This window comes from Paenibacillus sp. MER TA 81-3 (genome assembly GCF_023713585.1).
GTDB lineage: Bacteria > Bacillota > Bacilli > Paenibacillales > Paenibacillaceae > Paenibacillus_B > Paenibacillus_B profundus.
The window spans coordinates 23,688-37,197 of sequence record NZ_JAMAWB010000003.1; the positions used below are offsets into that span (position 1 = coordinate 23,688).

11 protein-coding genes are annotated in these 13,510 nt (G+C 51.1%); 3 read left to right on the forward strand and 8 right to left on the reverse strand.

What is annotated here, in order from left to right; translation table 11 throughout:
• Positions 1-38: 38 nt before the first annotated feature.
• The 5 genes from accA to M3650_RS04635 all read right to left on the reverse strand — a co-directional run bounded on the left by accA (position 39) and on the right by M3650_RS04635 (position 6,590).
• Entirely contained in the window at positions 39-1,004 is a 966-nt protein-coding gene (gene accA, locus M3650_RS04615) for an acetyl-CoA carboxylase carboxyl transferase subunit alpha (RefSeq protein WP_251572817.1), read from the reverse strand.
• On the reverse strand, positions 994-1,875 hold the full coding sequence (accD, locus tag M3650_RS04620) for an acetyl-CoA carboxylase, carboxyltransferase subunit beta (RefSeq protein WP_019422771.1): 882 nt from the start codon (positions 1,873-1,875) through the stop codon (positions 994-996). Before accD ends, accA begins: the two co-directional genes overlap by 11 nt.
• 131 nt (positions 1,876-2,006) lie before the next feature.
• Positions 2,007-2,195, reverse strand: coding sequence for a hypothetical protein (locus tag M3650_RS04625; RefSeq protein ID WP_019422770.1), 189 nt, complete (start codon positions 2,193-2,195; stop codon positions 2,007-2,009).
• Positions 2,196-2,336: 141 nt separating this feature from the next.
• Positions 2,337-2,837 (reverse strand): phosphatidylglycerophosphatase A family protein, encoded by a 501-nt coding sequence (locus M3650_RS04630; RefSeq protein WP_233697813.1) that lies wholly within the window; start codon positions 2,835-2,837, stop codon positions 2,337-2,339.
• 102 nt (positions 2,838-2,939) lie between these two features.
• Positions 2,940-6,590, reverse strand: coding sequence for a DNA polymerase III subunit alpha (locus tag M3650_RS04635; RefSeq protein ID WP_251572819.1), 3,651 nt, complete (start codon positions 6,588-6,590; stop codon positions 2,940-2,942).
• Between the two features lie 151 nt (positions 6,591-6,741).
• Here M3650_RS04635 and M3650_RS04640 point away from each other — a divergent pair, with 151 nt between their 5' ends.
• The 3 genes from M3650_RS04640 to M3650_RS04650 all read left to right on the forward strand — a co-directional run bounded on the left by M3650_RS04640 (position 6,742) and on the right by M3650_RS04650 (position 8,026).
• Positions 6,742-7,068, forward strand: coding sequence for a YtrH family sporulation protein (locus tag M3650_RS04640; protein WP_019422767.1), 327 nt, complete (start codon positions 6,742-6,744; stop codon positions 7,066-7,068).
• A 35-nt stretch (positions 7,069-7,103) separates the two neighbouring features.
• Positions 7,104-7,607, forward strand: coding sequence for a sporulation membrane protein YtrI (locus M3650_RS04645; protein ID WP_019422766.1), 504 nt, complete (start codon positions 7,104-7,106; stop codon positions 7,605-7,607).
• A gap of 113 nt (positions 7,608-7,720) precedes the next feature.
• The gene (locus M3650_RS04650; RefSeq protein WP_019422765.1) at positions 7,721-8,026 is read left to right on the forward strand and encodes a YtpI family protein; all 306 of its coding nucleotides are present in this window, start codon (positions 7,721-7,723) and stop codon (positions 8,024-8,026) included.
• 54 nt (positions 8,027-8,080) lie between these two features.
• Here M3650_RS04650 and M3650_RS04655 read toward each other — a convergent pair whose 3' ends face one another.
• From M3650_RS04655 to M3650_RS04665, 3 genes are all read right to left on the reverse strand, one after another.
• Positions 8,081-9,415, reverse strand: coding sequence for a DRTGG domain-containing protein (locus M3650_RS04655; protein ID WP_251572821.1), 1,335 nt, complete (start codon positions 9,413-9,415; stop codon positions 8,081-8,083).
• A 140-nt stretch (positions 9,416-9,555) separates the two neighbouring features.
• A complete protein-coding gene (locus tag M3650_RS04660; protein WP_251572823.1) occupies positions 9,556-12,237 on the reverse strand; it encodes a YhgE/Pip family protein in 2,682 nt (893 codons plus the stop codon).
• Positions 12,238-12,554: 317 nt separating this feature from the next.
• Positions 12,555-13,508: an ABC transporter permease gene (locus M3650_RS04665; RefSeq protein WP_019422762.1), complete on the reverse strand. Its 954-nt coding sequence runs from the start codon at positions 13,506-13,508 to the stop codon at positions 12,555-12,557.
• Positions 13,509-13,510 lie beyond the last annotated feature (2 nt).

Below are 13,510 nucleotides of genomic sequence, written 5' to 3' on the forward strand. Positions count from 1 at the left end.
GTTTTACCAATAAGCACCTTTTTTATGATGAGAAATTATCACACACGTTCGTACGTTGCAAACTTGCCGATTTTTCGGAATTTGCCGTAGCGATCTTCGCGCAATTCGTCTGTTGACAACAGCATAAGCTCCGCCAGATGACGCCACAGCGCGTCTTTCACATTCGCGGCTGCCGCTTCAACATCCTTGTGCGCGCCTCCCTGAGGCTCAGGAATAATTTCTTCAATGACATCCATCGCTTTCAGATCGGAAGCGGTAATCTTCATCGCTTCTGCGGCCTGATCTGCTCTCGAAGCATCCTTCCACAGGATGGAAGCCGCGCCATTCGGCGAGATGGCGGCATAAATGGCGTTCTCGAGCATAAGTACACGGTTCCCAACGCCTAGCGCTAACGCGCCACCGCTGCCGCCTTCTCCAATCACGACGCAGATGACAGGAACGCCCAGCAGCGCCATATCGCGTAAATTACGGGCAATCGCTTCCGATTGTCCGCGCTCTTCCGCCGTATTCCCCGGGTAAGCGCCTTTCGTATCGATGAACGTAATAATCGGACGCTTGAACTTGTCCGCTTGCTGCATGAGCCGCAGCGCTTTGCGGAACCCTTCCGGGTGCGGACTGCCGAAGAAGCGAGCAATATTTTCCTTCGTGTCCTTGCCGCGCTGATGGCCGATAACGGTTACCGGAACCCCATTTAACCGTGCAAGACCGCCGACGATGGCCATGTCGTCTCCGAACAGCCGATCACCGTGCAGCTCAATGAAATCGGTGAAAATATGCTGAATAAAATCAAGCGTGGTTGGACGCTGATGATGTCTCGCCAAGTGCATCTTTTGTGATGGGGAGATGTTGGTATAAATCTCTTCAGCCAACTTGGCGTAACGCTCCTCCAACCGGGCGATTTCCTCAGTAAAGTCAATATTTTTTTCCTCTCCGAACCGTTTTAATTCGGCTATTTTCTGTTTCAACTCCACCAAAGGCTGCTCGAACGGAAGCTCACCCGCCATGCGTCACATCTCCTTTCACCGTGTGCAAATCAATAAGCTTGATCAAGGTCTGACGCATGTCCTTGCGCGGCACCACCAAATCGAGCTGCCCGTGCTTCATGTTGAACTCCGCCGTTTGGAACTCGTCAGGCAGCTTCTGCCGTATGGTCTGCTCAATTACGATGCGTCCCGCAAACCCGACAAGGGCCCCAGGCTCAGCAAGGTTGATATCGCCGAGCATAGCAAAGCTGGCGGACACGCCGCCTGTCGTCGGATCGGTAAATACCGAAATATACAATCCGCCTGCCTCGTGCAGCTTGGCCAACGCAGCGCTCGTCTTCGCCATTTGCATAAGGCTTAAGATGCTTTCCTGCATGCGCGCTCCGCCTGATGTCGAGAAAATGATGAGCGGATATTGCTTCTGCATGGCTGTTTCAATGGCCCTCGTTATTTTTTCACCGACGACCGATCCCATGCTGCCGGTAAAGAAATCAAAGCTCATAACGGCGACGACGACAGGAAATCCGCCGATCGTGCCTTCACCTGTAATGACCGCTTCGTCCAATCCTGATTTGGCTTGCTGCTGCTTCAGCTTCTTCGGATAGTCCGGGAAGCCGAGCGGATCCTCAGAGACGATATCCGAGTCGTATTCGAAGAAACGGCCTTCGTCCAAGGTCATTTCAATGCGCTCCAGCGCATTCAGACGCAAATGATGCCCACACTGCGAACATACCTTCAGGTTCTTCTCCAACTCTTTATGATATTGAATCGTGCCGCATTTCGGGCATTTGTTCATCAAACCTTCGGGTATCTCGCGCTTGGGGCGGTCATCATGCACGGATGCGGATGGCACCGTGGCGTACTTTTTCTTTTGAAATAAGTCTTTAAACACCCGTTACACCTCTTTAGGCGTGATTTCTCCATGCTACCGAGACATACTTAGGTCCACAGCCGGAGATTGTCCTAACCGTAAACAACAAAAATCGGCTGTTTGAAAAACGTGACGTTCGTCAATCAGCCGCATCATGCATGCAAAATCGAATTGAGCACTTCCTGAACTTCTTCAACTTCCCCGGAAGGCACTAAAATTTCAAACTGTTGTTTAGAAAGATGGATGGGACGGATCTGAATAAGAAACCCTTCCTCCGTCAATCTTGTCTGAATCTTGTCTGCTAATTTGGCAGTCGGTGCGATGTAGATAACGGTCCACATGCGCGTGAGACCCCCCTAACGTTCCAATACGGCTCATATAATGCCATAATGATAACATAATTGACATTTTCACCGCAACCAAATCCTTGACAATCATGCAATGAACAAATGCACAATTAGACAGAATAAGCAAATACGCCGTTAAATTGTATCTTTCGACAGCCCATATAAATTTGCATCATGATTCTTGTGTGCGATTCGGGCCGATGCCGCAGCAGCCAATCCCGCCACGAGATCATCCAAGAAGACGTGAATTTGCTGCTTGTTCGCGTTCAACTGATGAATCACGCCGACCTTTGCCTTATCCAAATAGCCGAAGCTCGTCAATCCAATCATACCATATACGCTCGTAATGCCCAGAGCCAGCGTTTCATCCACCCCATATAACGGCTCATCCGCCTCCATTATCGCTTGCAGCGGTTCCGGCAAGAGCTTCTGCTCCGCTAACCAATCAAGCGCAATCCCCGTCATTAGCGTGTACTGCACTTCACGCTTTTGAATGACCGCTTTGACACTGTCGATGCAATCCGCAAGCGTTAAGGAAGCATTATAGGGCCGCTGCAATTGAAGGACAATATCCGCAATCGCTTCAAGTTCAACTCCACGCCGTTCCAGCCATTGTATCGCAATATCGGATGTCAAGGAAATCCCCTCCCTTCACCCCGTCTCGTGTGACTTGTCTCTTCGGAACAGGGCGTATCTAAATGTATGCGGGTCGGAAGGGAAATGTTCATGCCGTTAATGTTATTTTACACGAACCGAGCCATCGCCGAATATGGCTTCAATCTGCTTGAACAACTCGGGGGAGGGCTTCAATGCATATGCCTCGTTAAGCGCGATCAGCTGCTGCTCACGCTCATAGAACAGCACGGTAGGCAGCGGACCGGGGCTCGTCTTCAGAAGCTGCTTCAGCTCCTGTAAGAGCTCCGGCCGTTCGCGATCGGCCGTTATCTTGATGTACACGCGCTGAGCGCCTGAACGCGCTCCTGAACGCGCAGGCGGCGTGCTGCGCTCCTGAGCCGACGGCGCGGAAGCAACGCGCGAAGCAACGCGCGAAGCAGCGGCGCGGCCTGAAGAGGCGCCGCCTGTACGCTCGGACGTGCCAGCAAGCCCCGCCCCCGCGCGCGGCTTCGCAGCTTGCGCGTTATGCGGGCTTGGCACGCTGTGCCCGCTCTGCGGCCCGCGGCGGCGCTTCACGAGCGCCGCGACGGCACGCTGCTCCAGCGGTACCGCTTCGTGTGCCAACAGCTTGTAATCGTCGTCCTGCTGCTGCACCTTGGCGCGCACCGCCAGCAACGCGCCCTTATGAATGAGCGGCTCCGCACGCCGCCACACTTCGGGGAACAGCACCACTTCCGCACGGTCGATGCGGTCCTCCAGCTCGATGAACGCCATCGGCTTGCCCTTCTTCGTCATAATAGAGCGGATGGATACGACCATCCCGGCGACGATGCACTCACTGTCGTCCGGAGCATCATGCAGATCGACAAGCCGATCCGTCTCCACCTCGCGCAGCAAATCCGTATGATCGTCCAGCGGGTGGCCGGACAGATACAGTCCAAGCAGCTCCCGTTCCAACTCAAGCTGCTCAGTCATCGTAAAGGCTTGAACGTTCGGATAATCAATCGTCCAATTGCTCACCTCCACGAACCCGAACAGCTGGATTTGCAAATCTTCCCGTTCCTTGCGCCACTTCGCTGCCGTTTCCAGCGTCTCGTCCAGCATCGCAAGCAATTGGGCGCGATGTCCGGGCAAGGTGTCAAAAGCCCCCGCCTGTATCAGCGATTCGATAACCCGGCGGTTGCATACGCGCAGGTCCACCCGTTGACAAAAATCGAGTAAATCCGCGTAGGGCTTCTCCTTACGCTCTTGAATAATGCTCTCGATCGCTGTCGTTCCAACATTTTTAATCGCGCCGAGACCGAAGCGAATCGCCCCTTCAAGCGGTGTAAAGTGAACCAGACTCTCGTTCACGTCAGGCGGAAGCAGCTCGATGTGCAGTCGCCGGCAATCCTCGATATATTCTGCAATTTTCCGGTGGCTGCCCATATTGGCCGTCAGCATGGAAGCCATGAATTCCATCGGATAATGTGCCTTCAAATATGAAGTTTGGAACGCCAACACCCCGTATGCTGCTGCATGCGCACGCGGGAAGCCATAGTCCGCAAACCGCACGATCATGTCGTAAACCCGATTCGCCTCTTCCTCCGTATATCCCTGACGTCGACTTCCTTCGACAAAATGCTGTCGCTCTTTGTCAAGCACTTCGCGCTTCTTTTTCGACACAGCACGACGCAACAGATCAGCTTCGCCCAAGGAGAAACCGGCCATCTTCGAGGCGATGTGCATAATTTGCTCCTGATAGACGATAATGCCGTACGTATCTTGAAGAATCGGCTCCAAGTCAGGGTGCGGGTACTCCACAGGCTTCAGCCCATGCTTGCTCTGAATGTAGTTCGGAATAAATTCCATTGGACCCGGGCGATACAGCGCCACCACGGATACAATGTCCTCGAATACGGAAGGCTTCAGCTCCCGCAGCACGCGCCGCACTCCGGCCGATTCCAACTGAAACAGCCCTGTCGTGTCGCCGCGTGTGAGCAGCGCATACGTTGCTGCATCTGAATCGTCGAGCGCATTCAAATCAAGCGCAGATCCGGTGCGGCTCTCCACCCATTCCAACGTGCGCTCAATGATAGATAACGTACGCAGTCCGAGGAAATCCATCTTGAGCATACCGATCGCTTCCAGATGCTCCATCGAGTACTGCGTGAGCGCAATATCCTCTGTACCCGCCTGCAGCGGAACGTAATGCGTCAAGGGCTCCTCGCTGATGACGACACCAGCCGCATGCGTAGAAGCATGGCGCGGCGTCCGCTCCACCCTCGATGCCATCGTCAGAAGCTCGCCAATGCGTGGCTCCCGCTCCGACCATTCCCGCAGCTCGCTGCTCGTTCGCTGCGCTTTATCGAGCGTTATGCCGATCTGGTTCGGAATGAGCTTCGCTACGCGATCTGTCTCATTGTACGGCACATTCAGCACGCGGCCTACGTCGCGCACCGCCGCGCGGGCGGCCATCGTGCCGAACGTTATGATTTGCGCAACGCGGTCATGGCCGTACTTATCCGCCACATAAGCAATGACTTCATCCCGGCGCTCGTCGTTGAAATCGATATCGATATCCGGCATCGTAATCCGTTCCGGATTCAAAAACCGTTCGAACAACAGCTTATATTTCAATGGATCGACATTCGTAATGCGAAGGCTGTAGGCAACGAGACTGCCTGCGGAAGAACCCCGGCCAGGACCGGTCATGATGCCTTGCTCATGGGCAAAGCGAATGAAGTCCCAGACGATTAAAAAATAATCGGAAAACCCCATCTTCTCGATCGTGTTCAATTCATAATGCAGCCGCTCCTGAGCGCTGCGGCGGAACGCTTCCTGAGACCACTCCGCCTGGCCTGAATAACGGCTCTGCAAGCCTTCCTCGCACAGCTGGCGCAAATATTCCGCAGCTTTCATCCCATCCGGGATCGGCTCAAAAGCCGGCAGCACCGATTTCTCAAAGTCCAGCTCCACATGACACTGCTCTGCGATGCGCGAAGTATTGGCAATCGCCTCCGGCACATGTCTGAACAGCGCATTCATCTCTTCCTGAGATTTAAAATACAGCTGATCCGTGCCCATGCGCATACGGCCTTCATCTTCAATCGTCTTGCCGGTGCCGATACAGATGAGCACGTCTTGCACCGCTGCATCTTCCTGCTTCATATAGTGAACGTCATTGGTCGCGGCAAGCGGAATTCCCGTCGCTTCACTCAAGGCGATAAGTCCAATGTTGACCTTCTTCTGCTCAGTCAATCCGTGATCCTGAAGCTCCAAATAGAACCCTTCCTGGAAAATATCCCGGTACCGCTCCGCCGCTTGGCGAGCTTCCTCGCTCCGGCCGTGCAGCACATGCTGGGACACTTCTCCCCCAAGGCAGGCGCTGAGCCCGATGATCCCTTCAGAATACTTGCGCAACGTGGCCATATCGACCCGCGGCTTATAATGAAATCCTTCCAGATGCCCGACTGAGCAAATCTTCATTAAATTGCGATAGCCCTGCTCACTCTTCGCAAGGAGAATCAAATGATAAATCGGCTGCTCCTTACGCGAGCCCTTCTCATGTAGAGAACCGGTCGTCACGTACGCTTCCATGCCGATAATAGGCTTTATGCCATGTGCCACACATGCTTTGTAGAAGGCGATGGTGCCATACATAACCCCATGATCCGTGAGGGCAATCGCCTTCATGCCGCATGCGGCCGCTCGTGCGGCAAGCGCTTCGATACGCGCCGCCCCGTCGAGCAAGCTGTATTCACTATGTACGTGCAAATGCACGAACTGGTCCATCCCATTCACTCCTCATCCCAATGCATCATGCGAACATATTTTCGTCTCTTATTGTATCATATTTCCGCGAACAGATCCTATACATGTACAAGGGGGTTCTTGTCCTTAGCTGGCAGCCCCGACATTCAGCTATTCGAAAGGAGCGGCCATGATGGGCTCATTTATGTCCAAGGCATTGCTGGACTTCTTCATCGCCTTCGGCGTGGTGCTCGGTGGTTCCATGCTGGCCGGCATCGGGGCCGTGATTGCGCTGCAGTCGCCGGTCGATACGATGAAGCACATCGCTGAACATTTAAAAATATGGGCGGTCGTTGCCGCGGTCGGCGGCACCATCGATCCAATACGTGTCATTGAGAGCAACTTCTGGCTCGGCAATTTGTCTCCTGTGTTCAAGCAGCTGCTGTACATTTTTGTTTCCTTTGTTGGTGCGCATCTCGGTACGGAACTCATTCAATGGATTTGCCGCGGACGCTCGTAAACGGACAGTCCTAAGTTGAAAGGAGACGGTGCAGCATGCGCCTCAATACAGTGCCACGGTGGTTAAGCGACACGGCGCTCGTCATCGTCGGCATCGTGGTAGGTGCAGCGATCTACCATGCCGTATATTTGCATCAGTTCAATCAGCTGATGATGATGAATATGAACTTGAAGGACCGCTTGGTCCAATATCAGGCGAAGACGGAAGATTTGCTGCGCTACAAAAACCATAAGACGATCATTCGCAGCATCGATCTGCATATTTACAAATCAGGCAGCGATGCTGACATTCCACAAGCGGATGAAACCGAAATCCGCCGGCGTTTGCTGAAAGATTTAGCGGGATTGAAAGGCAGGGACGTGTTCCAAATTGACGAGTACAGCAAGCTGGTAGAAGGCCTGCTCGCCCGTAAAATTTACCCGGATATCAATGCGAAGGATTATACGGTACAGATGCGCACAATGCTGTTGACAGAAGGAGTGCTTCACGTCTGGGTCGACGTCAAAACGTATCTGCCAACAAATTTGTCATTCCAATAGAAGTTGTTCAAATAGCCTCTTTTTGAACACGAGCCAATAGGACAGCCTCCCAAATTATGATACTATTAAGGAAAAATGACCCACATCATCATCAATGAAGGAGAGTTGCTTTCATGACGGAATGGATACAATGGGCCCTGCTGCTGCTCATTTGTCTCACATCGGCGCTGTCCGTTTTTTACAGCTTCCGTTCAAGGCGCCAGAAGGAGCCTATGCTGCGCGGCTTATATGCGGCACGCATGAATGTATGCATGGGGCTAATGCTTATATTTATGGCATCGATTCAAATGCTCATTTATACCGGTTCTACGGTCCGCGTCATCGTCGGCGCCGTCCTGCTCGTTATCGGGCTGTTCAACCTGTTTGCAGGGCTGCGCAATCACGGCCATTTTCAGAGACTGATGTCACCGCAAAAATAAATGCGCAGAAGGGACAGCGTGCCATTCGCTGTCCCTCCCCTATTAGTACGTGCCTTAATCATGATCGATGGATTGCGCGGTCATCATCGCCTTGGCGACGAGATGCTCGCCATGTCGAATTTCCAGCTCGAGCTTGCAAAATTTCCGGCTCATTTCAATAAATTCGGGATGAAGCGTCACTACATCCTCAATCTGTAGCGGCCGAACGAAATATGTCGTCATATTTTCCATCACATGATCATAACTTCTCTCATCTTTGACAGCCCTCAATGCGGCCTTGGTTATAATCGTCGTCAAGATGCCTTCAGATACAGAGCCGAAGCCGTTCACCATCTGCGGCGTAATGACACCACGGAAGAACAACCGGCCTTGATCGTCGCGTTCTTCATCAAACCCGTTCCAGATCAAGTCATCGAACGTTTCTCCAAGCTGCGGTTCCTTCCGCGCATCCCGCATCGCCTGCAGCACTTGACGTCTTGTTACGACGGCGATGAGCTTCCGGTTGCGGTCCACAACCGGAAGCAAATCCACCCCCTCCCATACCATCGTATGGGCCGCCGATGCGAGCGTCGTCTGCAAATTAACCGTAATCGGATTGCGCGTATACAGTTTATCAATCGTCTGATCGGAAGCTGCGCCTAATATATCTTTGTACGTAATCATGCCGATAACCCGGTACCATTCGTCGACGATTGGAAATCGGCTATGCCCCGTCTCCTCCCGCATCCGCTCGAAATCTTGCACCGTGCTCACCGGTCGCAGCACATACATCTGCGCCTTCAACGCCACAACATCTTCGATAATCATTATCTTTTTCTTGATGAGCCGGTCGAACAGCGCCCGGTTAATCATCGATCCGACCGTAAATGTATCATACTTCGAAGAAATAATGGGCAGATCCAGTGCATCCGCAAGCAGCTTCACTTCCCGGCTCGTGCCGAACCCTCCTGTAATAAGCACGCCCGATCCGTGTTGCAGCGCAAGACGATGCGCATCTTCCCGGTTCCCCACGATAAGCAAGCTGCCGGCATCGATGTAACGGGCCATCGCATCGAGCTTCATCGCACCGATGACATATTTATTGAGCGTCTTGCTGAGTCCCCTGCTTCCGCCAAGCACGTGCCCGCCTAGTATGTCCACCACTTCGCCGAATGTCAGCTGTTCGGACATATTGCGCGGCTTCTTCTCGACCCGCACCGTTCCAATGCGTTCCTTCGTAATCACGATGCCGATGCTTTCCGCCTCTTTTACCGCTCGATAGGCCGTACCTTCGCTCACCGACATTTCCTTCGCCAATTTACGTACGGAAATCTTCGTCCCTGGCTTCAGACTTTCAATATGATGAAGCAGCTGCTCGTGCTTCGTTAACGTCGCATCGTGTCCATCCATCTGTTACACCCCTAATAACCGAACTGTTGTACTCTGTCTTTATATTACCATATATTTAAAGTCGGTTGCAAAAAAAGACAAGCGACGCTAGAAACATTCCAGCGTCAGCCTGTCTTTGAGATTGTGCGCGTATCTACAAATTAACCAGTTACTACTGTACCCGTTTCCGCCTCCACTCGCTCACGCTTCACCAGCTTGCGATGGCTGATTCTGAAGAAGACAAAGCTTCCGATTAGCGACAGCACAAGGAAGATTGACAGCTTGCTCAAATTCATCCATACATAGCCCATATCTTCAAGCGCAATGACACCGCGGAAAGCGCGGATCGTGTACGTCATCGGGAACCAAGGATGCAGCATTTGGAAAAACTCAGGCGCCATTTCGATTGGGAACGATCCTGCTGTCGATGACAATTGGAGCACCAGCAGTATAACGATAATAAAACGCCCCACATTTCCAAATGACGTTATAAAAAATTGTACCATAGCAAAGAAAGTCAAGCTCGACATCACGCAGACGACAAAGAACATCGTAACGTTCATGACTGGCAATCCGATCACGTTCAAAACAACGAGACCCGAAATGAGAACCTGAAGGGAACTTTCTACCATCATAAATCCGTACTTGCTCATCATCCATGCAAACCCGGAAGGCGGACGTCCACTCGTCTCATACAATGGATAAATCATCGAGAACATTAAAGCTCCAACGAAGAAGCCCAGTGACAGGAAATAAGGCGCCATTCCTACACCGTACGTAGTTACATCATGATTTTCCTGCTTGCTGCTGTTCACAGGGGACGTAATAAATTGATACGTTTTGTCGGTTGTATCCTGTGTTGCCTTCTCCGCACCTTCCCTCAGCTTGTCGCGCAGCTCTGCGCCGCCGGATAGTAACTTCTGTTGACCGTCCAACAGCTGTGCGAATCCATCGTTGATCGCATCTTGCGCCTTCTCTACCTGATTCAGCATGTCGCTCATTTTCTCAAAAATAAGCGTCTGCACTTTTTTGGCGGCATCATCCAGCTTCATTTCCGCCATTTCGTGCATCATATCGCGTGCCATAGGTTCGAGACTGTTCACCTTGTCGTCGGTAGCCTGATGAATCTTCGCGATAACTTCTGGCATGACACGATCCAGCTCATCATTCACTTTGTGATGAACATTGTTGACCACTTTAGGCTCATATTCCGTCCATTTATCGTCGACGAGCTTATGCAATTTGTCGGTCAACAGCTTCGATTTCTCCTGATACGTATCTTCCGCGAACGTGTGCGCCTTGGCAAGCAACGCCGGCGCGAGTTCATTTGTTTTGGACATCGCGACCTGTTGAGCCATCGAGCGGACCTTCGGATAGATCTCGTCAAATTTCGTATCGGCAGTGTGATGCAGCTTGCTGACAAGCTTCTTGCCAACCTTGTTCAATTCATTGTCAACCATGTTAGTCAAATCTTGTTTGACTTTCTTTTTCAGCTGTTCCAGATTATCCGGAGTCAGACTCGTTTCTATCTTGGCACGGACATCTTCCAGCTTCTTCTTCATATCTTCCCATTGCTGCTGCATATCCGGAGGCAACTGCTCGCCGATAGGCTTCAGCTTCTCTTCCAATTGATCGAGATCGGCCTGAATTTGCTCGAGCTGCGTTTTTCCCTTTTGAATCGCGTCATCGAACAGCTTGTCGACCTTCTCATCAATGTATTTATGAATAGAGCTCTGGATAGAACTTTCGATTTTGCCGTATTCGCGATCAATGATGCTATGCATCTTCGTGCGAGCTACCGGCTCCATATCTTTAATGGATTTGTCGAGCTCTCGGCTGATTGTTGACATTACCTTGCTTATATTTTTCTCATAGGCATTATCAATTTCATCATGTAATTTCTTGCGAATTTCATCTCCGTATTTAACTGACTGCTTATCAATTTGTTCATGCAGCTTCTCTTTCGTTGGCAGTGAATATTCATTGACAAGCTCATCAATTTTGACATGCACGGTGTCATGCACGATATCGGTATATCTGTTTGCTTCCGTATCGATTTCCTGATGGATTTTATCAACGAACTTCGGCTTGTTCTTATCCATCGCTTCATCAATCTCTTGATGTATTAATTCATCCAGCTTCTCTCGGTTCTCATCGATCATTTTCTGAACCATTGAATCGGCTTCCGAAGTTTTGGAATTCACTTGAGAATTAAGCTCGTCGCGGAATTTCTGTAATCCTTCGCCTAATTGGCCCAGACCATCCTCAATCATTCCGGCCCCGTCACTTGCCGTACCGAGCCCTTCCGCAACCGTCCCAATCGCATTGAACATCTGCTCCACATACGTCTCTGTCACTTTTTGCGACAATTCCGACTTGATGTTTTGAACCACTTTATCTGAAATTTGCCCAGACAAGAAGTTAAAGCTGCTGTTCTCTGTATAAATGAGATTCATCGGTTCGGGATTGGTGTCCAGAATCGTCGTCGCGTTGTGCGACATCTCCTCTGGGATACGAATTAAGAGGTAAAATTTATTCTCGCTTAATCCGCGCTCCCCTTCCTGGCGCGTTACAAAGTGAAATTGGACCGCATCATTGTCGTGCAGCTTTTCAATAAGCTCGCGACCGATGGCAATTTCCTTTCCTTCGAACATAACCGGTCGGTCCTCATTGACGACAGCGACAGGTATGTTTTTGACATTGCTGTATGGATCCCAGTTAGCTACCAAATATACACCACTGTACATAAGAGGGATAACCAGGAGTCCAAGAACCGGAATCAAGGCGTCCTTGGACCGAACTATTGCCATTAATTCCGACCAAAAAAAACGAAGAGTTTTCATACTGTCACCTCCTTAAATGACCAAATGACCAATTTGTTAAATGAGTTCTGAATTAGCAGATGAAAGTTATTATACTCCTTCGTTCTGAAAATTTCAAATAGCATTTTCAAGGAATGCTGCAGCTACATTTTCCAAAAAAACATTACAATTCGAAATATTGTTCTCAAAACGCACACTTATTCCATTATCCATAACATTTAATAAAGTGCAATTCTTATATTTTTAAAACATGAAAAACCCGCTCTTTATTCTAGAAAGAGCGGGTTCAACTGATTCCTATTCAATTGCATCCTACATTCAGTACCGTCCTGTCGGGATTACCGTTTCCCTGGTTCATACGGCTGGCCCAACGCGGCAGGGGAACTGCCTTTGCCTACCGTAAAGATGAGCGCAATGAGCGTCAGCACATAGGGGAGCATATAGAACACTTCCGTCGGTATGGCCCTTGCGAATTCATACAGCTGCACCTGATCCTTCAGCGCTTGAGCAAAGCCGAAGAAAAGAGCTGCGCCCATGGCCCCTACCGGGTGCCAACGGCCGAATATAACAGCGGCTAGCGCTATATATCCTTGCCCTGAAATCGTATTGAACGCAAAGCTGCTGTTCGCCGTCAGCGCGATCGTAGCACCACCGAGCGCCGCAATCGAGCCGCCCACCATAACGCTCCATGCACGCAGCCGGTTCACGTTGACCCCAGCTGTGTCCGCCGCGCCTGGATGTTCCCCTACCGCCCGCATGCGAAGCCCGAGCGGCGTCTTGAACATGACATAGTAGACGATAATGACTAGAATGAAAGCAATGTACGTCGTTGGATACGTCTGAAACAGTGCTTTGCCAAGAAACGGAATATCGCTCAGCCACGGAATGTGGATGCGATGGAACACATTCGTAATAACCGGCGTGTCCGCCGCGCCGTCAAACAGCAGCTTCACCATGAAGAAGGTAGAGCTTGCAGCCAGCATATTGACGACGATACCACTAATGACTTGATTGGCCTTGAACCGGACCGATGCGATGACATGGATACCGGAGAAGATAACGGTAAATACCAGCGCGGCCAAGCAACCGAGCCATGGCGCTGCCGCTCCGAGTCCAGCTTGCTCCGCATAGTAAGCAGTAACTGCGGAAGAAAAGGCGCCGGATACCATAAAGCCTTCCAATCCCAAATTAATGACACCCGATCGTTCGGCGATAAGACCGCCCAGCGCAGCGAAAATAAGAGCCGTTGCAAATACGAGAGTGCCGTTTATCAAAAACCCTAGTATCTCCATCT